This window comes from Ruegeria sp. BC6, assembly GCF_056539185.1.
The window spans coordinates 952,757-974,388 of the sequence record NZ_JBQFUM010000001.1 but is presented as its reverse complement, the minus strand read 5'-3'; the positions used below and the strand labels follow the sequence as shown (position 1 = coordinate 974,388).

Annotated in this window: 20 protein-coding genes; 15 read left to right on the top strand and 5 right to left on the bottom strand. The window is 61.4% G+C overall.

Translation table 11 applies throughout. The features are described from left to right. Nucleotides 1–60: 60 nt before the first annotated feature. Both ACR0MM_RS04825 and ACR0MM_RS04820 read right to left on the bottom strand, forming a co-directional pair. Nucleotides 61–3,837, bottom strand: coding sequence for an efflux RND transporter permease subunit (locus tag ACR0MM_RS04825; protein WP_480694723.1), 3,777 nt, complete (start codon nucleotides 3,835–3,837; stop codon nucleotides 61–63). Next, nucleotides 3,834–5,060 carry an efflux RND transporter periplasmic adaptor subunit gene (locus tag ACR0MM_RS04820; RefSeq protein WP_480694721.1) on the bottom strand — a complete coding sequence of 409 codons (1,227 nt, stop codon included), beginning with the start codon at nucleotides 5,058–5,060 and terminating at the stop codon, nucleotides 3,834–3,836. Before ACR0MM_RS04820 ends, ACR0MM_RS04825 begins: the two co-directional genes overlap by 4 nt. Before the next feature lie 226 nt (nucleotides 5,061–5,286). On the opposite strand from ACR0MM_RS04820, the gene ACR0MM_RS04815 reads away from it, so the two are divergent. From ACR0MM_RS04815 to ACR0MM_RS04795, 5 genes are all read left to right on the top strand, one after another. Continuing rightward, nucleotides 5,287–5,958 (top strand): hypothetical protein, encoded by a 672-nt coding sequence (locus ACR0MM_RS04815; RefSeq protein WP_480694719.1) that lies wholly within the window; start codon nucleotides 5,287–5,289, stop codon nucleotides 5,956–5,958. Between the two features lie 46 nt (nucleotides 5,959–6,004). Continuing rightward, nucleotides 6,005–7,327, top strand: a complete 1,323-nt coding sequence (locus ACR0MM_RS04810; RefSeq protein WP_480694717.1) for a PQQ-like beta-propeller repeat protein — start codon at nucleotides 6,005–6,007, stop codon at nucleotides 7,325–7,327. Nucleotides 7,328–7,375: 48 nt separating this feature from the next. Further along, nucleotides 7,376–8,830 (top strand): ribosome biogenesis GTPase Der, encoded by a 1,455-nt coding sequence (gene der, locus ACR0MM_RS04805; protein ID WP_170338000.1) that lies wholly within the window; start codon nucleotides 7,376–7,378, stop codon nucleotides 8,828–8,830. Nucleotides 8,831–8,993: 163 nt separating this feature from the next. Next, complete coding sequence (locus ACR0MM_RS04800; protein WP_480694715.1) at nucleotides 8,994–9,980, top strand: fatty acid desaturase; 987 nt, start codon at nucleotides 8,994–8,996, stop codon at nucleotides 9,978–9,980. 90 nt (nucleotides 9,981–10,070) lie between these two features. After that, nucleotides 10,071–10,601: a helix-hairpin-helix domain-containing protein gene (locus ACR0MM_RS04795; RefSeq protein WP_480694713.1), complete on the top strand. Its 531-nt coding sequence runs from the start codon at nucleotides 10,071–10,073 to the stop codon at nucleotides 10,599–10,601. 57 nt (nucleotides 10,602–10,658) lie between these two features. Here the strand turns inward: ACR0MM_RS04795 and serS are convergent, their stop codons facing one another. Together serS and ACR0MM_RS04785 are read right to left on the bottom strand one after the other, a co-directional pair. After that, complete coding sequence (serS, locus tag ACR0MM_RS04790) at nucleotides 10,659–11,951, bottom strand: serine--tRNA ligase (RefSeq protein ID WP_170338006.1); 1,293 nt, start codon at nucleotides 11,949–11,951, stop codon at nucleotides 10,659–10,661. A gap of 85 nt (nucleotides 11,952–12,036) precedes the next feature. Beyond that, a complete protein-coding gene (locus ACR0MM_RS04785) occupies nucleotides 12,037–13,698 on the bottom strand; it encodes a mechanosensitive ion channel family protein (RefSeq protein ID WP_170358699.1) in 1,662 nt (553 codons plus the stop codon). Nucleotides 13,699–13,901: 203 nt separating this feature from the next. On the opposite strand from ACR0MM_RS04785, the gene yajC reads away from it, so the two are divergent. From yajC to ACR0MM_RS04735, 10 genes are all read left to right on the top strand, one after another. Next, the gene (yajC, locus tag ACR0MM_RS04780) at nucleotides 13,902–14,189 is read left to right on the top strand and encodes a preprotein translocase subunit YajC (protein ID WP_093962445.1); all 288 of its coding nucleotides are present in this window, start codon (nucleotides 13,902–13,904) and stop codon (nucleotides 14,187–14,189) included. 33 nt (nucleotides 14,190–14,222) lie between these two features. Continuing rightward, nucleotides 14,223–15,884: a protein translocase subunit SecD gene (gene secD / locus ACR0MM_RS04775; RefSeq protein WP_480694710.1), complete on the top strand. Its 1,662-nt coding sequence runs from the start codon at nucleotides 14,223–14,225 to the stop codon at nucleotides 15,882–15,884. Between the two features lies 1 nt (nucleotide 15,885). Continuing rightward, complete coding sequence (gene secF, locus ACR0MM_RS04770) at nucleotides 15,886–16,854, top strand: protein translocase subunit SecF (RefSeq protein WP_170363199.1); 969 nt, start codon at nucleotides 15,886–15,888, stop codon at nucleotides 16,852–16,854. Beyond that, nucleotides 16,847–17,593 (top strand): TSUP family transporter, encoded by a 747-nt coding sequence (locus ACR0MM_RS04765; protein WP_480694708.1) that lies wholly within the window; start codon nucleotides 16,847–16,849, stop codon nucleotides 17,591–17,593. Before secF ends, ACR0MM_RS04765 begins: the two co-directional genes overlap by 8 nt. A gap of 8 nt (nucleotides 17,594–17,601) precedes the next feature. Beyond that, entirely contained in the window at nucleotides 17,602–17,955 is a 354-nt protein-coding gene (locus ACR0MM_RS04760) for an Mth938-like domain-containing protein (protein WP_170599460.1), read from the top strand. A 126-nt stretch (nucleotides 17,956–18,081) separates the two neighbouring features. Further along, nucleotides 18,082–18,696, top strand: a complete 615-nt coding sequence (ccmA, locus tag ACR0MM_RS04755; protein WP_480694706.1) for a heme ABC exporter ATP-binding protein CcmA — start codon at nucleotides 18,082–18,084, stop codon at nucleotides 18,694–18,696. Then, the gene (gene ccmB / locus ACR0MM_RS04750) at nucleotides 18,693–19,349 is read left to right on the top strand and encodes a heme exporter protein CcmB (RefSeq protein ID WP_093962439.1); all 657 of its coding nucleotides are present in this window, start codon (nucleotides 18,693–18,695) and stop codon (nucleotides 19,347–19,349) included. Before ccmA ends, ccmB begins: the two co-directional genes overlap by 4 nt. 59 nt (nucleotides 19,350–19,408) lie before the next feature. Beyond that, nucleotides 19,409–20,182 carry a heme ABC transporter permease gene (locus tag ACR0MM_RS04745; RefSeq protein WP_005982368.1) on the top strand — a complete coding sequence of 258 codons (774 nt, stop codon included), beginning with the start codon at nucleotides 19,409–19,411 and terminating at the stop codon, nucleotides 20,180–20,182. Beyond that, nucleotides 20,179–20,337 carry a heme exporter protein CcmD gene (gene ccmD, locus ACR0MM_RS04740; RefSeq protein WP_170338523.1) on the top strand — a complete coding sequence of 53 codons (159 nt, stop codon included), beginning with the start codon at nucleotides 20,179–20,181 and terminating at the stop codon, nucleotides 20,335–20,337. Before ACR0MM_RS04745 ends, ccmD begins: the two co-directional genes overlap by 4 nt. Continuing rightward, nucleotides 20,330–20,869 (top strand): DsbE family thiol:disulfide interchange protein, encoded by a 540-nt coding sequence (locus tag ACR0MM_RS04735; RefSeq protein ID WP_170338525.1) that lies wholly within the window; start codon nucleotides 20,330–20,332, stop codon nucleotides 20,867–20,869. Before ccmD ends, ACR0MM_RS04735 begins: the two co-directional genes overlap by 8 nt. An 8-nt stretch (nucleotides 20,870–20,877) precedes the next feature. Here ACR0MM_RS04735 and ACR0MM_RS04730 read toward each other — a convergent pair whose 3' ends face one another. Then, a complete protein-coding gene (locus ACR0MM_RS04730) occupies nucleotides 20,878–21,579 on the bottom strand; it encodes an SDR family NAD(P)-dependent oxidoreductase (protein WP_480694703.1) in 702 nt (233 codons plus the stop codon). Between the last annotated feature and the right edge of the window lie 53 nt (nucleotides 21,580–21,632).

Sequence of the window (21,632 nt, the reverse complement as noted above, 5' to 3'; positions counted from 1 at the left end):
ATCCGCTTCAGCTAGGGTTTCAAATGAAAACGGGCCGGCTGTACCGGCCCGTTTTTTTTGTTACTCCGCCGCTTTGAGCGGATGCCCCGGTGTGTCGCCCGGGCTTTCCTCGGCATCTGCAGCCTCATCCTCGGTCCAGACGATTTCCGTCGCCTGCATCCGGCGGGCCGAGTCTCCGATCGCCATATCCTGCGCGATCTGGCTGGAACGGCCGGCGGTCACGCGGGCCAACAGCTTGCCCAGCCATATGGCGTACGTGGTCACCCACACCCGCAAGGCCAGGAACGAGGGCGTCACGATCAGCGTCAGAACCGTGGCGATCCCCAGGCCAAACACCACTGCCGTCGCCAGCTGCTTCCACCACAGAGCGGTGGGGCTGTCGATGGAATAGCCGCCATTGATGAAGTCCAGCGACAGGCCGAACATCATCGGTGTCAGGCCGGCCATCGTGGTCAGGGTGGTCAGCAGAACCGGACGGATCCGCGCCTCGGCCGTGCGCACGATGGCGTCGATCCGGGGCATGTAGCGGCTGTATTCCTGATAGGTGTCGATCAGAACGATGTTGTTGTTCACCACGATCCCCGCCAGCGCCACGATGCCGGTGCCGGTCATGATGATCGAGAAGGGCTGTTGCATCACCATCATCCCGATCAGCACCCCGGTGGTGGACAGAACCACCGCCAGCAGCACCAGCACCGAGTTGTAGAACGAGTTGAACTGCGCCAACAGGATCACGAACATCAGACCCAGCGCGGCCAGAAAGGCGCTGGAGAGGAAGGCCTGGCTCTCGGCTTGGTCTTCCTGGTCTCCGGTCCATTCCCAGGTGATCGTGTTGGCAAAGGGCTGAGTGTCCAGCCACTCGGTCAGTACCGCGATCCGCTCGTTCGGGTTGATCAGCGTCAGGCGGGCGTCGCCGTCATCAATAGCGGCCTGCACCTCCTGCAAGCTGTCCGCACCGGTCAACTGAACCAGAGTATAGGCCGTACCATCGGCACCGTTGATCGTCGCACCTTCGGGTTCCGAGCCTTCGGTCACTTCGCGCACCACGGCCAGCCGCTGTTCTCCATCCGGGGTGTCGATCACCACTTTGCTCAGACCGGACTCCACGTCGGCCTTGACGTCGTAATAGCGCTCTTGATCCACGCGGTTGATTTCGGCCAGCTTTGCCACCGGTTTGCGGGTGATGAAGTTCGACAAGGGCACCAGCCCGTCCGGAGTACGAACCTTGAGCGTATCCAACGTGGACAGGACCCGATCCTGATCGGGCAGGCGGACGCGGATCTCGATCTCTTCATCCACGCTTTCGGGGCGCATTTCGCCCAGCAGGATGCCACGGGTCACCAACTGCACCATCGCGCCCACGGTTGCCACGTCGGCCCCGAACCGTCCTGCCTTGGCCACGTCGACGTCGATCTGCCAGTCGATACCGGGCAAGGGCAGGGTGTCCTCGATCTTGATCAGGCCCGGGGTGTTTTCAAACACCTCGCGCGCGGTCAGTGTGGCGCGGGTCAGGTCATCCCAGTTGTCGCCCTTGATCCGCAGGTGCACGGGCTTAGCCGAGGCCGGACCTTGTTCCAGCGGCAGGATCTCGACAACGAAACCCGGCAGCTTGGCAAGCTCGGCGTTCAACTGCTCGATCACGAAATCGCCGTCATACTCGGGCGCGACGGTGTGCTTATCGAACAATCCGCCTGCGACAGGTTCTGACACGTTCGGGCGATCCTCCCACGGGATGATCTCGAACTGCACGCGGCCCACCGTGTCCGCCGGAGCCTGCGCCCCACCGTTGTTCTGGTTCAGGCCGCCTTCACCGGCGAACGAGAACACGTTGATCACTGCCGGATGCTGGCTGATCACCTGTTCGGCCTCGAAAACCAGCGCGTCCTTTTCGGCCAGCGACAGGTTGCCCCGTGCGCGGACATAGGCGGTGGCCTGTTCCGGCTCGCTTTCGACGAAGAATTCAACACCGCGGTTGTTCTGACCGTACATGGTCATCACCGTCATCACCGCAAAGCCTACTGCCACGATCGAGACGATCGGCATGATCGGATTGCCGACCAAGAACTTGATGACATAACCGAAGGGCGTATGCTCCTTGGCCGTGTGGACACGTTCGTCCGGCTTGCGCTCGATCCGGGCTGCGCTTAGCGTGACCGATCCGGCGAAGGCGCCGAACAGGAACAGAACCGCGCCCAGCAAGAACCCACCGCCTGCGCCTTCCGGCAGCAGATACGTGGGGTTCAGCAGCTGCATTGCGCCCAGGAAGATCATGTAGACCGACGGCGGAACCATGACGGCACGCACCCACCAGGGCGTCCGCGCGCGCAACCAATCCGAGCTGCGGTCGAACACGCGGCTCAACCGGCCCGAGACACCGCCCATCACCGGCAGGTAGATCAGCGCCACGATCAGCGAGGCCGACAGAACGAAGATCAGCGTAACCGGCAGCATCCCCATGAATTCACCCGGAATGCCCGGCCAGAACAGCATGGGAAGAAATGCGCACAGCGTCGTGGCGGTTGACGAGACGATGGGCCAGAACATCCGCTGGGCTGCCTCGACATAGGCGTGCATCGGGCCGACGCCTTCCTTGATGCGTTTGTCGGCATACTCCACGACCACGATCGCGCCATCGACCAGCATCCCCACAGCCAGGATCAGGCCGAACATGACGATGTTCGAGATGCTGACGCCCATGATGGCCAGGAACGCGAAACACAACAGGAACGAGGTCGGAATCGCGAATCCCACCAGCAGCGCCGCGCGGGTACCCAGCGAAGCCAGTACCACGATCATCACCAGCGCGATGGCCGTCAGAACCGAGCCTTCCAGCTGGCTGACCATCGAGCCGACGATGCGGCTCTGGTCATTCGACGTGCCGACATTCACGGCAGCCTGCAGCTCGGCCGGCCACTTGGTCTCGGCCTTGGCGACGGTCTCTTTCACCTGGGCCACGGTGTCGATCAGGTTGAAACCCTTGCGTTTGACGACCTGCAGCGCCACGGTCGGTTCGCCGTTGAAGCGGGCGGTCCCTTCGCGGTCTTCGAAGGTATAGTTGATCTCGGCCAGTTCGCCCAAGGTCACGACCCGGTCGCCATTGACCTTGATCGGCAGTCCATAGACATCCTGTGCGGTCTTGAAGGACGAAGGAATCTTGACCGAAAACGCACCCTGTTCGGTTTCGACCTCACCAGCGGCGATCAGCTGGTTGTTGTTCTGCACGACGTTGATCAGCTCGGCCGCGGTGACGTTGTACGCCTCAAGTCGCAGCGGATCGATGACCACTTCCAGCATTTCATCGCGATTGCCGGCAATCCCGGCCTCAAGAACCGAATCCAGCGCCTCGAGCTCGTCCTGGAGGTCCTTGGCGACCCGCGCCATCGTGCGTTCGGGCACGGCACCCGACAGGTTCACGATGACGATCGGGAATTCCGAGAAGTTGATCTCGGTAAGCGTGTATTGCTCGGCGCCTTCGGGGAAGTCGGCCTGCGCACTGTTCATCGCGTCGCGCACGTCAGCGGTAATGGCTGTCTTGTCCCAGCCAAAGTCGAACTCAAGCGCGATCCCGGCATAGCCCTCGGCGGCGGTGGCGGTCATCTCCTTCAGGCCGTCCAGATCCGCAAGCTCGGTTTCCATCGGCTTGATCAACAGATTTTCACTGTCTTCGGCCGAAATGCCCGGAAACTGAACCGACACGAACAGGGCCGGAATCTCGATGTCCGGTTCGCCTTCTTTGGGCAAGCTGACATAAGCAAACCCGCCGATGATCAGCGAGATGGCAATGAATGCCAGAACCATTCGGGCCCTGTCGGCGGCCCAGCTGACTATGCCCGTCATTGGGAAACGTCCTCATAGGTGGGCGCTACGACCACACCCGCAGTCACGAACTCTTGTCCGACCACGATGATGTCTACGGTTTCCGCAAGACCGCCGACCCAAACACCGTCGGCCGTATCGCGCAACAGGCGGATGGGTACGAAATCGACGATATTACCGGCTCCGACCGTCCGAACGCCTAGCTGGCCTTCGTTGTTCAGCGTCAACGCCGATTGCGGCAGCAGGTGAGCCTTGGCGCCTTCGGCCGCGATGCGGATGCTTGCGGTCTGCCCGTCCCGGATCAGAAGCTCGGGGTTCGGGACGGTGACTTCCACCTCGAACGTGCGTGTGGTTTCGTCCGCCGAACGGCTGAGGAAGGTCACACGGCCCTCGACCTGCAATCCGGTCACCAGTTGTGCCTGCGCCGGAGCGCCGACGGTGACACGGTTCACTTCGGTTTCGGGAACAAAGCCGACCAGCTTGATCGGATCAAGCTGGATCACGGTCGCGCACAACGATCCGGGCTGCATCAGACTGCCCAATTCGGCGGCATCGCTTTCCAGAAGGCCCTGAAACGGGGCCTCGATGGTGATGCGATCCAATTCCAGTTCGGCAGCCGAAACCGCCGCTTCCGCAGCCTCGATGCCCGCCTCCGTAGCCTTCAACTCGGCCTCGGCCGCCTTGATACCGGCCTTTGCGGTACTCATCTCGGCCTCGGCCGCGATCCGCCGGGTTTCGGAGCCGAAGCCAGTTTCCGACAGTTTGCGGGCTGCAATCAGGTTTATTTCGGCCTCGGCAACGCGGGCATGTGCTTCCTCCAGCCGTGCTTCGGCTTCGGGCACACGGCTTTCCGCCTCCAGCTTGGCAGCCTTGGCCTGGGCCAGCTGTGCCGGGCGTGAGCCGGGATCCAATTCGCACAGCAGATCGCCAGCCTCGACGAAGGTGCCTTTGCGCTTGGGTTCCGAAATGACGGTCGATGTGGTTTCGGCCAGAACTTCGACCTGACGGATTGCTTTGGTTTCACCGCGCAGCAGAACGGCGCTGTCGATTTCGCGCGCAGTGGAGCGCAACGCGACAACCCCAACGGCCTGCACGGCCGAGGCATCGTTTGCCTCAGCGCCAGCGTCAGACTGGCTCGCAGCATCTTCGCGACCGGCAAATGCAAACAGGGCATCGCGCTCGAAAACCACGAAATACAATGCAACGATGACCAATACGGCGTTGACGAGGGATATCAATCGCATGCCGTCATTCTCCTTAAAATATTATGTCCGCACAAATGCCGGTGGGCACGCAATGACATGGGGGCGTGCGTGCGCGAAGTCCATACTGAACTGAATAGTTTGGTTTGATTTTTTTCGCAAGAGCGCCCTGACGCCGAGCAATTGTGCATTTCGGGTACTTGGCTTGCTGATGGTGCCGGGGTATGACATGGCGCCAGAAAGCTGAATGCAACGCCCGGGGGCAGGAATGAGCGACGTCGACAGTTTCATTGATGAGGTCACCGAAGAGGTGCGCCGCGACCGGCTTTACCTGCAGCTGCGTCGATGGGGTTGGGTCGGTGTTCTGGCCGTTGTTCTGATCGTGGGCGGTGCGGCTTTCAATGAATACCGCAAGGCGCGCGACGCCAGTCAGGCCCAGAAGCTGGGCGACGATATTCTGGCCGCGATGCAGCTGAACGACGCTTCCGCACGTGCGGATGCGTTGGCGCAGGTCACGGCCAGTTCGGCCGGCGAACAGGCGGTTTTGGGCTTTCTCCTCTCGGGCGCATTGTCCGAGTCGGGATCGGTCGAACAGGCCGTAGAACAGCTGAACGCGATTGCGGTTCAGGGTGATCTGCCGGAAATCTACCGCTCGATCGCTGCCTTCAAGGCCCTGTTGTTGCAGTCCGAAACCATGCCCGCCGCCGAGCGCCGCCAACAGTTCGAGGCGCTGGCCGCTCCGGGCGCGCCGCTGCGTCTGCTGGCAGAAGAACAACTGGCCCTGATCGACCTCACCGATGGTGACACTCAGGCCGCGCTGGAACGTCTGCAGTCCATCCGTCAGGATGCAGAGGTCAGTGCCGACATCCAGCAGCGTGCAACCCAATTGATCGTCGCGCTGGGCGGAACGCCCGAACCGATCACCGCACAGCAGGGTTGATACGCGGCCCATTTCAGTGAACCAAGACAGGCGAGTTCGGAGTTTCATGGCAAAAAGACTATTTTCCCGATTTGGTTTGCCGGTCGCAGTTCTGGCGCTGACAGCGCTGAGCGCCTGCGAGGAACCCGAAGTGATCCTGCCGGGCGAGCGTGAAGACATCCGCCCGGCCCAGGATCTGGAAACCGTTCAGACAACCGGTGCCAAACCGATCAGCCTGCCGGCCGCAAAGCGCAACGCCGAATGGGCACAGAGCCCGGGAACCGCGGCTTTCCGTACCACCAACGCGGCGCTCAGCCCCGCGCCGCAGCGCATCTGGTCAACCTCGATCGGGGCCGGCGACGGGCGCAAACAAAGGATCACCGCTGATCCGGTTGTCGCAGGTGGCTTGATCTACACCCTGGACGCGGCGGCAACCGTTTCCGCGGTTTCTCCTCAGGGGCAACTGGTCTGGAGCACAAACCTGGTCCCCGCCACGGATGGCGAAGAGCAGGCGACCGGGGGCGGCATCGCCTATGCAGACAACACGTTGTACGTTTCGTCCGGTTTTGGCCGTCTGACCGCTCTGGATGCGCGCACCGGCGGTATTCGCTGGCAAAAGAAGCTGAACGCGACCGGTAGCGGAGCACCGCTGGTTTCTGGCGGCCTGCTGTACCTTGTGGCCGGGGATCAGACTGGCTGGGCGGTTGATGCAAAGGACGGGCGCATTGCCTGGCAGATCGAGGGCACGCCCAGCGTCGGCAATGTCCTGGGAGCTCCGGCGCCGGTATTGGCGAACGAGTTTGCAGTCTTTGCGTTTGGGTCCGGTGATGTGGCGGCCGCTTTCCGCAAAGGCGGTATCCGTCGCTGGAACGCGTCGGTCGCCGGCGGCCGCAGGGGGCGGGCCGCAGCGCAGATCGTGGATGTGACGGGCGGCCCGATCGTATCCGGAAACTCAATCTACATCGGCAACCACTCAGGACGCACGGTCGCCTTCGACGCCAGCTCGGGCGAACGGATCTGGACCGCTTTCGAAGGCGCGGTCGATACCGTCTGGCCGGTCGGCAACAGCGTATTCCTGATCAGCGACCGCAGCCAGTTGGTGCGGTTGGACGTGTCAGACGGGTCTGTGGTCTGGGCCATCGACCTGCCGGGCTTCGTCAAGGACAAGCCCAACCGTCGGGGACCGATCTTTGCGCATTACGGCCCCATCATGGCTGGCGGACGCATCGTCATCGGCTCGAACGACGGTTATCTGCGGTTCTATAACCCTGTCGACGGCATGCTGGTGCATCAGGTCGAGGTTCCGGGCGGGGCGACAACGGCACCGGTGGTTGCGAACCAGACCCTCTACGTGGTTTCGACCAAAGGGCAACTGCACGCTTTCCGTTGACGACAAGATGCGTTAAAGGGCGCGTCTGAGTCTTGAAAGTTGAGTATCATGTCTTTGACCCTCGCCATCGTGGGGCGCCCCAATGTGGGCAAATCCACCCTGTTCAATCGCCTTGTGGGCAAGCGCCTTGCTCTGGTGGACGACCAGCCCGGCGTTACCCGCGATCTGCGTGAGGGCGAAGGGCGGCTGGGTGACCTGCGCTTTACCGTGATCGACACGGCCGGGTTGGAGGATGCCACCGACGACAGCCTGCAGGGCCGGATGCGGCGCCTGACCGAGCGTGCCGTGGACATGGCCGATGTCTGCCTGTTCATGATCGACGCCCGTGTGGGCCTGACCCCGACCGACGAGATGTTTGCCGAGATTCTGCGCAAGCGGTCCAAGCATGTGATCCTGGCGGCCAACAAGGCCGAGGGGGCGGCGGCGGATGCCGGTGTGCTCGAGGCGTACAACCTGGGTCTGGGCGAGCCGATCCGCCTGTCGGGTGAGCATGGCGAAGGCATGACCGACCTTTACGCGGCGTTGATGCCTTTGGCTGACGCCATGGAAGAAAAACAGCCAGAGGACGTTCCGCAAACGGATATCGATCTGGACGAGGATGGGGAAACCGAGGGCGAAGCCCCTGCAATTACGCCGGACAAGCCGCTGCAAGTGGCCGTTGTCGGGCGTCCGAATGCTGGCAAGTCCACGCTGATCAACAAGATCCTGGGCGAAGATCGTCTGCTGACCGGTCCCGAGGCCGGCATTACCCGTGACGCCATCAGTCTGAAGTTGGACTGGGGTGGCACCCCCATGCGCATCTTTGACACCGCCGGTATGCGCAAGAAGGCCAAGGTACAGGAAAAGCTGGAGAAACTCTCGGTTTCCGACGGCCTGCGCGCCGTCAAGTTCGCCGAAGTCGTGGTTGTTCTGCTGGATGCGGCGATCCCGTTCGAGCAGCAGGACCTGCGCATTGCCGATCTGGCCGAACGTGAAGGCCGTGCCGTGGTGATCGCGGTGAACAAGTGGGATGTCGAGGATAACAAGCAGGAGAAGCTGCGCGAGCTCAAAACCTCGTTCGAACGCCTGCTTCCCCAACTGCGCGGCGCGCCTCTGGTGACCGTGTCGGCAAAGACGGGCAGGGGGCTGGAGCGGCTGCGGGATGCGATCCTGCGCGCCCACGATGTCTGGAACCGTCGGGTTCCCACCGCGGCCTTGAACCGCTGGCTGACCGCCATGTTGGAGCAGCACCCACCGCCAGCCCCCCAGGGGCGCAGGATCAAGCTGCGCTATATGACTCAAGCAAAGACGCGCCCGCCGGGTTTTGTCGTCATGTGCTCGCACCCGGACAAGATGCCGGAAAGCTACTCGCGGTATCTGGTCAACGGTCTGCGCGAGGATTTCGACATGCCCGGAACCCCGATCCGGCTGACGCTGCGCGGGCAGGGGGACAAGAACCCCTACAAGGGGCGCCGCAAGAAAAACGCGGGTGCGCTGGCCAAACATCTCAAGGGCAAGGCGTAACTGCGCCAATTTTCAGCATTTTCGGGCTTGGGGCGTGACAGCCCCCAAGCATCGCGCTAGCATTCGCATGCGTGCATTCATTTCGCGCGCGATTTGCGCGTGCCAGTGACGTGCAAAATTTCGCAAGGACTATTGAACCGGACCATCGTGGGGAGCGGGCTGGATGGACCTGAGAGAATATACGAGACAGTACGCGGTGCAGGACAATCGGCTGGCCGCGCTCAGCTATTTCGGGACGTTCGTGGTGTATTTCGCATCGCTGACGCTGGCGATCGTCTATGTGGATCAGTGGTTCATCATGATCCCGGCTGGTATCGTGTTCGCCTTTTCGGCAGTGCGTCTCTATGTTCTTCAGCATGATTGCGGTCATCATTCTCTGTTCGAAACCCGACGGCAGAATGAATGGGCTGGCCACGTGCTGTCGCCGTTCACCTTCGCTCCGTTCGAAGTGATGAAACAGAACCACAATCTGCATCACACCGGCATCGGCAATCTCGAGCATCGGGAGACCGGTGAAATTAACACGATGACATTGCGGGAATGGAATGAAGCGGATTGGAAAACACGTCTGTTCTACAGGCTTTACCGCAATCCCTTCATCCTGGTGCCGGTCGGGGCCCTGTTCACGTATTTTATCCGCTATCGCTGGCCCAAAAACACGGTGCGGTTCGGCGTCCGTGGGGTCGTGCTGCACAACCTGTCCATCGTGGTTTTCCTCGGGCTGTTGTATTGGATTGCAGGCATGACAGGCATACTCGTCTGGCTGGCCTTCTCGTTCCTCGGCGGAATGCTGGGTGTGTTTCTGGTGTATCTTCAGCACAATTTCGAGGACACCTACTGGGATCGCCGCCCGGATCTGGACCCGCAACTGGCTGCGCTTCAGGGTTCGTCAGCGCTGGATTTCGGATGGTGGTTCGACAATGCGGTCGCCTGCATCACGCTGCATGACATCCACCATTTCAATGCCCGCATCCCGTCCTACCGGCTGCGCGCCTGTCACTACAACCTGCCACCCGAATACACACCCCGCCGGATCAAGTTTCCCGAGGCGGTGGCCGCGCTGAACCTGAAGCTGTGGGATGAAGATGCCAAGCGGCTGGTTCCCTTTCCGCGGCAGGGTGAAACCGGTGAGCTGGCCCGGGGCAGTTAAGGACGGTTTTCCAAAGGTTGTGCAGACCGAAGCCTTGTCTTACGGCCTGTCGGACGTAGTTTTTAAGTTGGATCGTTTAGGAGTTTTGGAATGACAGCGGTGACCAAGGTTCGCGGCATTGGAGAAGCACTTGGCCGCGCTCTCAACGACAATGGCTTCAAGACGGCCGAGGACCTGGCCAAGGCCAAACCGGCTGCGCTGGTCGCCGTTCCCGGTATCGGAGCGCGCCGGGCGCCCGGATTGATCGCCGCCGCCAAACAGGCCACGTCCGGCGCGGCACCCGTGGCCAAGACCCGCCCACCGAAGGCCCCAGCGCGGAAGGCGGCGCAACCTCGGACCTCAGCTGCTGCGCGCAAGGCCGAGGCAGAGGCCAAGGTGGCAGCCGAGAAAGCCGAAGCAGAGGCCAAGGCCCGGAAGAAGGCCAAGGCCAAAGCCAAGGCCGAAAAGGCAGCAAAGAAAAAGAAAGAGATGGAAGCGGCGATCTCGAAGGCGAAGGAAAAGATAAAATCCAAGGCCAAGTCGAAAAAAGACAAGAAGTCCAAGAAGGCAAAAGAAAAGGCCGACGGTAAGTCCAAGAAAGACAAAAAGGACAAGAAGGCCAAGAAAAAGGCAAAGAAATAGTCACTTCCTTGCCTTGATCTGAAGCAATGCGGTCGCGGCTGGGGTGACCGCCAAAGGTTACGCCAGCGTGCCGTCAGCCTGCAGGGTCAGCTTGCCGCCAAGATACGGCGAAAGAACCTCGGGTAGGGTCACGGTGCCATCGGCGTTCTGGCCGTTTTCCAGGACCGCGATCAAGCAACGCCCCACCGCCAGGCCCGATCCGTTCAGTGTGTGCACGAATTCAGGTTTGCCCCCACCTTCAGGCCGGAAGCGCGCATTCATGCGACGGGCCTGGAAATCTCCGCAGGTCGAAACCGAGCTGATCTCGCGATAGGTGTTCTGGCCGGGCAGCCAAGCCTCGATGTCGAAAGTCCGGCGCGCGCCAAACCCCATGTCGCCGGTGCACAAGACGACGGTACGGTAGGGAATGCCCAGCTTTTCCAGGATGCCTTCGGCACAGCGCAGCATGCGCTGCTGTTCGTCGTCCGATTTGTCGGGATGCGTGACCGAGACCATCTCGACCTTTTCGAACTGGTGCTGGCGCAGCATGCCGCGCGTGTCCTTGCCGGCCGAGCCCGCCTCGGAGCGGAAGCACAGCGAATGTGCCGTGTAGCGGCGCGGCAGATAGCTTTCCTCGATGACGCAACTGTTGACGATGTTGGTCAGCGACACCTCGGAGGTCGGGATCAGCCACCACCCCTCGCGGGTTTGGTAGCTGTCCTCGCCGAACTTCGGCAGCTGGCCGGTGCCCTGCATCATCTCGGAGAGCACCAGAACCGGACCATTCACTTCGGTCAGACCGTTCTCGTTGGTGTGCGTATCCAGCATGAACTGCGCGAGCGCCCGATGAATGCGCGCCACACCGCCCGACAGCAGCACGAAACGAGATCCTGCCAGCTTGGCGGCAGTCTCGAAATCCATGCCGTTCTGTACCGAGGCGATCTCGAAGTGTTCCTTCGGTTCAAAGTCATAGTCCCGCGGCGTGCCCCAGCGTTTGACTTCGACATTGTCATTCTCGTCTTTGCCGTCGGGTACGTCCTCGGCCGGCAAGTTCGGGATGCGAACCAACTGGTCAGTCAGAAGGGCGTCGATATCCTTGGCCTCGGTCTGCATACGGGCGATTTCGGCCTTTTTCTCGGCCACAAGTGCCCGAAGACGCTGGAACTCGGCTTCGTCGCCGCGCGCCTTGGCTGCGCCGACTTCCTTGCTGGCCTTGTTCTGTTCGGCCTGCGCCGTTTCGGCTGCCAGGATCTTGGCCCGACGGCTTTCATCCAGGCGCAGCAGGTCTGACGATACCGGAGCTTCCCCCCGGCGCGCGAGCGCGGCGTCGAAAGCTGCTGGGTTTTCGCGAATTGCGCGGATGTCGTGCATAGGTCAGATCCTTGGCAAATGAATCACTAGGGCCGCTTATGCACCATCTGACGGGCAGGGTGTAGCACCGGGTTGGAAAAACGGCCTAGTTGTCCGTGTCTTCAACCGTGTCATGTGCCAGTCGACCGTCCCATGGATGGGTCGGGATCTTCGGCTCGGGAGGGTCGGCAACGTAGGACGGCGTCATGATCTGAACACCGTTCTCGTTGAACACGTCAACGATGTTGCGGTGCAGGTCGGACTTGATCCGCGGGATCGAGTTGCCACGGGTCGTGTAGGCGTTGATCTGGTAATTGATCGCGTAATCGGCCAGCGCGGTCCACAGGACAAAGGGCTCGGGGCGGGCGCGAAGCCCATCGGTGCGACGGGCTGCCTCGATCAGCATCGCTTCGACCTTTTCGGGGGGCTCTTCATAGCCGATCCCAACGGTCGTGTGCAAAAGCAGGCCCTTGCCGTCGGTCTGCTTGGAAAAATTGACCACATCCGAGTTCATCAATTGGGCGTTGGGGATCGAGATCAGCTCGTTCTTGATGGACTTCAGGTGGGTTTCCATAAGTTTGATCTGCACCACATCACCGATGTGTTCACCGATTTGGATGCGGTCACCGATCGAGGTCGACCGGCGATAGATTACGAACAGTCCAGCCAGCATGTTGCTGACAACCGAGTTCGCGCCAAGAGAGAGCATTGCGCCAACCAGGATGGTCAGACCCTGAAAGGCCGCCGAATCCGAGCCCGGAATGTAGGGAACCGCAAAGACAAGGGCGATCAGGATCACCACGACACGCGCGATATTGAACGTGGGATTGACCCAGTGTTTCTCGAAATCGCCCATGTCGAAAGTGCCGGCCTCGACCGCGTCGAAGAACACCCGCATGCCTTTGATGATGTACATCGTCACCCAGGCGATCAACGCCAGCATGATCATGTTCGGGATGTAGCTGAGGATACCCCGGAAGATCAGCAGAACCGGTTCGGTCAGGTAGGTCAGTAGCAGCTGCGCAAAGTACCGCGACTCGGCAAATGCCAGCAGGACGAACGACAGATAGTAATAGAAACCCAGAAAGAAGATGATCAGCAGGCCAAAATTCAGCCCGTATCGGATCAGTGCGGCAATCGCCTCGGCCTGTACACTTTTCGCGGTGGCTTCCTCCACGTCCCTAAGGTATCGCCGGACAAAGATCAGCGTGCGTCGCCGAATGCGCCTGTGCAGCCAAAGGATCACCAGGACGAAGACGATGAACCCCAACGTCCACGCCGCCGCTTCGATCGCACCGGACACACGTGCCTCGTCCGTGCGGTTTGCCCGGTAAGCCATGATCGCGTCCCGGATGGCGTCGCCATGCAAGACCGTCAGGACGCTCAGTTCCATTTGCTCCAGCTCGGCATCGGCCTCGGTGACGATGGTGACCATCTGACCGTCCGCCAGAATGCGGGTGCCTATCTCGGTGTCCTGATAGGTGATGTCGACATCCGTGGCATCCGAGGATTCGGCGACCTTGATGATCGCGTCCTGAATGTTCTCGGCCCTTTCCGGCGCGGGCAGGGCGCTGGAGCCTCGAATGTGGAACAAGGTGTCGCCGTCAACGATGACCGGAGCCATGAAGGTCTCGGCGGCGGCGCTGTCGGCTTCGGGTCCGTCCTGCGGGGCATCCTGCGCCATGACAGGCACCGAAAAGGCCCAAGCCGCAAACAGCATGGACAGCAAAACACCCAATGGAAATGGGGCCTTGACGATACTCCGCATGGGTCCTCCCTGACTTTGACTATACCCAAAGCCCCGCACCATCCTAGTGGATATCTGCGGTGTAATTCATCATCTTCGGGGATCGTGACACTGTTGCACGGCATGCCAAGTCGGCCATCGCTTGCAAAGGTTGATTTCAAGGCATAGTTTCCCGGCAAATTCGCGGTGCTCACTCCGCGACCTCAAGAAAAAAGGAATGTCCCATGGAAGGTGGCGCAATCGCCCAGTTTCTCCCGCTCATCCTGATCTTCGCGATCATGTACTTCCTGCTGATCCGTCCGCAGCAGAAGAAGATGAAGGAACATCAGGCCATGGTCGAGGCAGTGCGCCGCGGCGATCAGGTCGTCACTCAGGGTGGCCTCATCGGCAAAGTGTCGAAGGTCAAGGAAGGCGAAAACGAGATCGAGGTCGAGATCGCGGACGGCGTCCGGGTTCGTGTGGTCAAGTCGACCATCGCTCAGGTGCTGAACAAGACCGAACCGGCGAAGTAATTTCGCGTCGCAACTTCCTGAAAAGGCAGGGTAATGCTGCAAATTGACACCTGGAAACGGGTCCTGATCTGGCTGGTCTGCGTGGTTGGCCTGCTGATGGCCCTGCCGAACGCGTTTTACACGCGGGTCGAACAATCGAACGACGCCAAGGCCGCCATCGAACTGGGCCTCGACACGCCCGAGATGCAGGCTCAAGCGGGGCAATGGCCCAATTGGTTGCCGTCGTCATTGGTCAACCTGGGGCTTGATCTGCGCGGTGGGGCGCATCTGTTGGCCGAAGTTCAGGTTGGCGATGTCTACGAGACACGGATGGAGGCCATGTGGCCCGAAGTTCGTGATGCCCTGCGGGACGAACGGGCGACGGTCGGAACCATCCGCCGTCAACCCTCGGCCCCGGATGAGATTCGTGTTCGCATCAGCCAGCCGGACGGTATGCCAAGCGCTCTGGAAGCGGTGCGCGGGCTGGCCCGTCAGGTGCAGACGCTGACCGGGGTCGGCGCCACGGATATCGAAGTCAGCGCAGACGGTGACACCCTGATCGTAAAACTGTCCGAGGCGGAGAAACTGGCCTCGGATGATCGCACGGTGCGTCAGGCTCTGGAAATCGTGCGCCGCCGGATCGACGAGGTCGGCACTCGTGAGCCGACCATCCAGCGTCAGGGCACCGACCGGATCCTGATTCAGGTGCCGGGTATCGGAAGCGCCAGCGAGTTGAAGGACATCATCGGTACCACCGCGCAACTGACCTTCAATCCGGTCGTGGCCCGCGGCACCGATCCGGACGTCGTGCCCGGCGTCGGTGAAGAGGTCGTGCCGTCGATCGATGAAAACGGCGTGTACTACACCATCGAATCCGCACCCGTCGTGACGGGCGAGGAATTGGTCGACGCGCAGCCTTCATTCGATCAGAACGGACGCCCGGCGGTCAGCTTCCGGTTCAACACATCCGGCGCCCGCAAATTCGGCGATTACACCCGTGACAATATCGGTGCTCCGTTTGCGATCGTGCTGGATGACGAGGTGATCTCGGCTCCGGTGATCCAAAGCCATATCCCCGGCGGTTCCGGCATCATCACCGGCAACTTCACCGTCGAAGAAAGCACGAACCTTGCTGTTCTGCTGCGTGCAGGCGCGCTGCCGGCGGGTCTTGAGTTCCTCGAAGAACGTACGATCGGCCCCGAACTGGGCCAGGACAGCATCGACGCGGGTAAGGTCGCCACCACGGTCGCTTTTGCGGCAGTCTTGATCTTCATGGCGCTCAGCTATGGTCTTTTTGGCATCTTCGCCAACATCGCTTTGCTGATTAACGTCGGGCTGATCTTTGGGCTGTTGTCACTGATTGGCGCGACCCTGACCTTGCCAGGCATTGCCGGGATCGTGTTGACGGTCGGTATGGCGGTGGATGCCAATGTGTTGATCTTCGAACGTATCCGAGAAGAGCTGAAATCGGCCAAAGGCCCCGCTCGGGCAATCGACCTGGGCTATGAAAAGGCCCTGTCGGCCATTCTGGATGCCAACATCACGACTTTCATCACCGCCGTTATCCTGTTCGCCATCGGCAGCGGCCCGGTTCGCGGCTTTGCCATTACGCTTGGCCTGGGCATTCTGACGTCGGTCTTCACCGCGATCTTCGTGACGCGACTGATGATCATCATGTGGTTCGAACGGCGCCGCCCGAAAACGATCGAGGTTTGACATGAGACTGAAACTCGTACCCGAAAACACCTCGTTCGATTTCTTCAGCCGCTGGAAGGTCTGGCTGGGCATTTCGGGCCTGATGATGGTCATCGCATTCGCTTCGTTCATGCTGCAGGGTTTGAACTTCGGGATCGACTTCCGGGGCGGTACCACGATCCGGACCCAGAGCACGCAGGAGCTGGACGTCGGTGTTTACCGCGACGCCATTGCGCCGCTGGGCCTCGGAGATGTCACCATCACCGAAATCTTCGACCCGACATTCGGGCCTGATGAGAACGTGGCCATGATCCGCATTCAAGCGCAGGACGGTGCCGAGTCGGTCACGGCCGACACCATCGCGGCAGTCGAAGGCGCCTTGCAGGCTGTAATCCCAGATATCCAGTTTGTTTCGGTGGAATCCGTGGGCCCGAAAGTCTCGGGCGAGCTGATCCAAACAGCCGTGATTGCCGTGGTTCTGGCGATCGGAGCGGTGCTGGTCTACATCTGGCTGCGGTTTGAATGGCAGTTCGCGCTGGGGGCGGTCGCCGCGCTGGTGCATGACGTGTTGCTGACGATCGGTATTTTTTCCGAGTTGCAGATCCGGTTCGACCTCGCGATTATCGCCGCGCTTCTGACGATCGTCGGTTACTCGCTGAACGATACCGTGGTCGTATTCGACCGGGTGCGTGAGAACCTGCGTAAATACAAGAAGAAGGACCTGAAAGAGGTTCTGAACCTCTCGATCAATGAAACGCTCAGCCGAACCGTCATGACCTCGGTCACCACGTTGCTGGCGCTTGTCTCGCTGTATGTGCTCGGCGGTGACGTGATCCGCGGGTTCGTCTTCGCGATGATCTGGGGCGTGATCGTGGGGACCTATTCGTCGGTCTTCGTGGCCTCGACCATCCTGCTGTGGCTGGGCGTCAAACGCGATTGGTCCAAGCCATCGAACACGGCCGGCAACCAGTTTGCCAATATTGATGCCTGATGTGTTCGGCCAATCCCCAACGGGATTGGCCGTCATCATTTTTGCAGCCCTCGCGGGTGGAATCGTTCGAGGGTTTTCCGGGTTCGGCACTGCGCTGATCTTTCTGCCGCTGTCGACGCCGTATCTTGGTCCGTTCGGGGCTTTGATCGCGTTGACCTGCATGGATGTCTTCGGACCACTTCCCAATCTGCGCCGCGCCTGGGTTGATGTCGACAAACGCGATCTGGTGCGACTTGTCATCGGGTGTGCGCTTTTGCTGCCGGTCGGACTGTCGATATTGACCCGAGTCCAGCCTGAGGTTTTTCGCTACGCCGTCAGCCTCGTGACCCTGTTCATGCTGGTCGTGCTGATTTCGGGGCTGCGGTACAACGGCGCAGTCCGGCGCAACATGGTAACTGCCATCGGCGCTGCGGCCGGCTTTTTGGGGGGCGTTGCAGGCATTCCGGGTCCGGCGGTAATCCTGTTCTACATGTCTCGCCCGTTGCCTGTGGCAGTTGTTCGGGCCACGATCCTGCTGTTCCTTCTGGCCTTTGATTTTCTGATCTTCGGGTATCTCGCTGTGTTCGGGCAATTGACTTGGTCAACGGTTGGGTTGGGCCTGGCGCTTGCCGTTCCGAATCTGGCAGGAAATTGGCTGGGCGGCTGGATGTTTCAGCCTGCCCGGGAACGGGTCTACCGCGTGATTGCGTATGCAGTCATCGCTGCTGCGGCCTTGTCGGGCTTGCCGCTTTGGGGATAGAAGATCACATGCGCCTGAACGAGATCACATATACCAACGCAGTTCCGATCGATGGCTATGGGCCCGGGTTCTTCCGCATCGGCGGCGAGGTTCACGAAGGCAGTGTTCTGACAGGCCCCGGAGGCACGGGACCGTGGGGCGGTTTTGCGGACAGCGAGAGCCTTCTAGGGCTGGCCAATCAGGTTGACGTTCTGTTCATCGGCACCGGCGCTGATCTGTCTCACATACCCTCTGATTTGCGGTCGACCCTCGAAGACGCCGGCATCGGGGTCGAGATCATGAACTCGCCCGCCGCCTGCCGCACCTACAACGTGCTGTTGTCCGAAGGCCGCCGCATCGCTCTGGCCCTGTTGCCGGTCTGACCGCTTCATATGGCCTCAAATATCCCGGGGAGCGTGAGGGGCTGGCCCCTCACATCCAGCCCCGCCAACAGGCCCTGCGGCAAATCCGTCCTTTTTCCCCCGCAACCAATCGGATAAGCGGGTCTCATGACTCTGACCGTGACCGACCTTGCCATCGCCCGAGGGGGCGTGCCCGTGCTCGAAGGCCTCAGTTTCGCGCTGCCCCCGGGCAAGGCGCTGATCCTGCGCGGCCCGAACGGGATCGGCAAGACCACCCTTTTGCGCACGCTGGCCGGTCTGCAACTGCCGCTCTCGGGCCGGGTCGAGGGGGCCGAGGACCGGATCGCCTATGCCGCCCATTCCGACGGACTCAAACCCACCCTGACCGTGACCGAGAACCTGACCTTCTGGGCCTCGGTCTTTGGCACGCGCGACATCCAGCCCGCGCTGGAGGCCTTTGCCCTGAACGAACTGGCCGATCGTCACGCAGGCAACCTGTCTGCGGGTCAGAAACGTCGGCTGGGTCTGGCGCGGATGCTGGTGACCGGCCGACCGATCTGGATGCTGGACGAACCCACCGTGTCACTGGACAAGACCGCCGTGGCAATGTTCGCCGATGCGGTGCGGGCGCATCTGGGGCAGGGCGGCTCGGCCCTGATTGCCACTCATATCGACCTGGGCCTCGATGGTGAGGTCCTGGATGTCGGCCTCAACAAGGCGCGCCCCAAGGCGCTGGATGACTTCGACGGAGGCTTTCTGTGATCGCCCTGCTGTTGCGTGACCTGAAACTGTCCTTCCGCGCGGGGGGCGGGTTCGGCCTGGGTCTGGCCTTTTTCCTGATCGTCACCGTTCTGGTGCCGTTTTCTGTGGGTCCGCAATCCTCGCTGTTGGCGACCATCGCGCCGGGGGTGCTGTGGCTGGGCGCATTGCTGGCCTGCCTGCTGTCGCTCGATCGCCTGCTGGCACTGGATTGGGAGGACGGGTCGCTCGACCTGCTGGCCACCGCGCCGCTGCCGCTGGAATCGGTGGTCACGATCAAGGCGTTGGCGCATTGGATAACCACCGGCCTGCCGCTGGTGCTGGCCGCGCCGGTGCTGGGTGTGCTGCTGAACCTGCCCGGCCCCGGTTTCGGCTGGTTGGTCGTCTCGCTGCTGATCGGCACGCCCGCGCTCAGCGTGATCGGCACTTTCGGCGCAGCCCTGACCGTTGGGCTCAAACGCGGAGGCCTGCTGCTGTCGCTGCTGGTGCTGCCGCTTTACGTGCCCACGCTGATCTTCGGGGCCGAGGTCGCGCGCCGTGGTGCCACCGGGATGGAGGTCCAGACCCCGCTGCTGATGCTGGCCGGGATCACCGCCGCCACGGTCGCCCTTCTGCCTTTTGCCAGCGCGGCGGTGCTGCGCATCAACCTCAGATGATTGGGGCACGTTGACCGATGTCAATTGAGAACGCCCCCGACTCGGACTAGATAAGGCCCATGTCGATAGCAGCCAAAGCCAACGCCCTGTGGGAATACGCCAACCCGCGCAAGTTCCTCGCCACCAGCGAGCGGGTCCTGCCGTTCTTCTGGATCAGCTCGGCCCTGTTTCTGGTCGTCGGGCTGGTGTGGGGGTTCTTCTTCACGCCGGATGACTACAAGCAGGGGTCGACCGTCAAGATCATCTATCTACACGTGCCATCGGCGCTGATGGCCATCAATTGCTGGCTGATGATGCTGGTCACCTCGCTGGTCTGGCTGGTGCGCCGGCACCATGTCAGTGCCCTTGCCGCACGCGCCGCAGCGCCGATCGGCATCGTGATGACCCTGATCGCGCTGGCCACCGGCGCCATTTGGGGGCAGCCGATGTGGGGCACCTGGTGGGCCTGGGATCCGCGCCTGACCTCGTTCCTGATCCTGTTCCTGTTCTATCTGGGCTACATCGCCCTGTGGGAGGCGATCGAAGACCCCGACACGGCGGCGGACCTGACCTCGGTCCTGTGCATCGTGGGCTCGGTCTTTGCCATTCTCAGCCGCTATGCGGTGAATTTCTGGAACCAAGGCCTGCATCAGGGCGCATCGGTGATGCGCGCAGGTGCGATCACCGGCACGGACACCACCGAGAAGGTCAGCAACGTGTTCTTCTACCCGCTGCTGACCTGCATCATCGGCTTCGTGCTGCTGTTCATCGCGCTGGTCCTGTACCGAACCGGCACCGAAATCCGCGCGCGGCGCATCAAGGCGCTGCTGGCACGGGAAAGGGTAAACGGATGATGCCTGATCTGGGAAAATACGCCGAAACGGTTCTGTCCTCCTACGCGGCCTCGATCGCCCTGCTGGTGGCGCTGGTGGTTTTCAGCATCCTGCGTGGCCGCAAGGTCCGGGCCGAGATGGAAAAGATCGAACAGAGGATGTCGCGCAATGGCTAAGATCTCGCCGTTGATGATTGCTCCGCCGCTGATCTTCGGTGCCTTCGCCGTGCTGGCGGCCATCGGCATGTTCCGCGAAGACCCCAACGCGCTGCCCTCGGCCCGCGAAGGCCAGCCCGCGCCGCCCGTTGTCCTGGCCGAGTTTCCAGGCAAACAGGGGTTCGACGACGCAACCCTGCGCGACGGCCAGGTCAAGCTGGTGAACTATTGGGCCAGCTGGTGTGCTCCCTGCCGCGCCGAGCATCCGAACCTCGAGAAACTGGCGCAGGAAGGTATTCCGGTCTACGGCATCAACTACAAAGACAAACTGGCCAACGCCGACGCTTTCCTTAGCGAACTGGGTGATCCTTATGCCGCCATCGGGCGCGATGAAAATGGCCGCATGGGATTGGACTGGGGCGTCTACGGCGTGCCCGAGACCTACGTGATCGACGGTGACGGCACGATCATCTTGCGGTTTGCCGGCCCGATCACCCAGCGCGTGATCGAGAGCACTATCCGACCCGCATTGGAAAAAGCCGCCGCGCAGTAACGCCGGGGTTAAAGGCGATACCCGCCAGAGACGGTCAGCACCTCTCCGGTGATGAAGGACGCGTCTTCGGATGCTAGAAAGCGAACTGCGCGCGCTATGTCCTCGGGTATCCCAACACGCCCCAGCGCTGTGTTCTGAACGAACAGGTCGGTCAGATCGTCGGACCTGGGGGCTTCGGGGATGTTGATCGCTCCGGGTGCCACCGCGTTGACGCGAATGCCGTCCGGACCCAATTCTTTCGCCATGGCGCGGGTCCACAAGTTCAGCGCGGCCTTGCTGGCCCCATAGGTCGCGGCGTCGCGTGGCGGAAGTTCGGCGTTGACTGACGAGATATTGACGATCGACGCTCCCCGCTGCAGGTGAGGCAACGCGGCAGCCAGCAGCGCGGCCGGAACCAGCAGGTTTAGATCAAGAATGGCCCTGTGGTCCTTTTGGCTGAACCGGTCCTTCGGCGTGGCCTGAACCAGCCCGGCATTGTTGATGATGACATCCAGCCGGCCGTATCTGTCGATGACGCGGCGCACCACGTCTTCGGGCTGGTCTTCTTGCGTCAGATCGCTTTGCAGGGTCAGGGCCGGTCGGTCATCGGGCAGGGGCTGCGGTTCGGTCCTGTGCCACGTCAGGGCGACGCGATGATCCACGGCCAGATCAACCGCGATGGCCCGGCCAATTCCGCGAGCACCACCAGTTATCAAGGCAACTTTTTCCATGCCCCCAGCAGACCGCTTATCTGCACGGAACACAACGCGATAGTGGCCAGACG

Bases quoted from the DNA above. Each gene is read 5' to 3' on its own strand.
- ACR0MM_RS04765 (WP_480694708.1), top strand. From the start codon at position 16,847: ATGCCTGATGTGTTCGGCCAATCCCCAACGGGATTGGCCGTCATCATT.
- ACR0MM_RS04745 (WP_005982368.1), top strand. From the start codon at position 19,409: ATGTCGATAGCAGCCAAAGCCAACGCCCTGTGGGAATACGCCAACCCG.
- ACR0MM_RS04810 (WP_480694717.1), top strand. From the start codon at position 6,005: ATGGCAAAAAGACTATTTTCCCGATTTGGTTTGCCGGTCGCAGTTCTG.
- ACR0MM_RS04730 (WP_480694703.1), bottom strand. From the start codon at position 21,579: ATGGAAAAAGTTGCCTTGATAACTGGTGGTGCTCGCGGAATTGGCCGG.
- ACR0MM_RS04815 (WP_480694719.1), top strand. From the start codon at position 5,287: ATGAGCGACGTCGACAGTTTCATTGATGAGGTCACCGAAGAGGTGCGC.
- ACR0MM_RS04825 (WP_480694723.1), bottom strand. From the start codon at position 3,837: ATGACGGGCATAGTCAGCTGGGCCGCCGACAGGGCCCGAATGGTTCTG.
- ccmA (WP_480694706.1), top strand. From the start codon at position 18,082: ATGACTCTGACCGTGACCGACCTTGCCATCGCCCGAGGGGGCGTGCCC.
- ACR0MM_RS04735 (WP_170338525.1), top strand. From the start codon at position 20,330: ATGGCTAAGATCTCGCCGTTGATGATTGCTCCGCCGCTGATCTTCGGT.
- yajC (WP_093962445.1), top strand. From the start codon at position 13,902: ATGGAAGGTGGCGCAATCGCCCAGTTTCTCCCGCTCATCCTGATCTTC.
- ACR0MM_RS04760 (WP_170599460.1), top strand. From the start codon at position 17,602: ATGCGCCTGAACGAGATCACATATACCAACGCAGTTCCGATCGATGGC.
- serS (WP_170338006.1), bottom strand. From the start codon at position 11,951: ATGCACGACATCCGCGCAATTCGCGAAAACCCAGCAGCTTTCGACGCC.
- ACR0MM_RS04785 (WP_170358699.1), bottom strand. From the start codon at position 13,698: ATGCGGAGTATCGTCAAGGCCCCATTTCCATTGGGTGTTTTGCTGTCC.
- der (WP_170338000.1), top strand. From the start codon at position 7,376: ATGTCTTTGACCCTCGCCATCGTGGGGCGCCCCAATGTGGGCAAATCC.
- ACR0MM_RS04820 (WP_480694721.1), bottom strand. From the start codon at position 5,060: ATGCGATTGATATCCCTCGTCAACGCCGTATTGGTCATCGTTGCATTG.
- secD (WP_480694710.1), top strand. From the start codon at position 14,223: ATGCTGCAAATTGACACCTGGAAACGGGTCCTGATCTGGCTGGTCTGC.
- ACR0MM_RS04800 (WP_480694715.1), top strand. From the start codon at position 8,994: ATGGACCTGAGAGAATATACGAGACAGTACGCGGTGCAGGACAATCGG.
- secF (WP_170363199.1), top strand. From the start codon at position 15,886: ATGAGACTGAAACTCGTACCCGAAAACACCTCGTTCGATTTCTTCAGC.
- ACR0MM_RS04795 (WP_480694713.1), top strand. From the start codon at position 10,071: ATGACAGCGGTGACCAAGGTTCGCGGCATTGGAGAAGCACTTGGCCGC.
- ccmD (WP_170338523.1), top strand. From the start codon at position 20,179: ATGATGCCTGATCTGGGAAAATACGCCGAAACGGTTCTGTCCTCCTAC.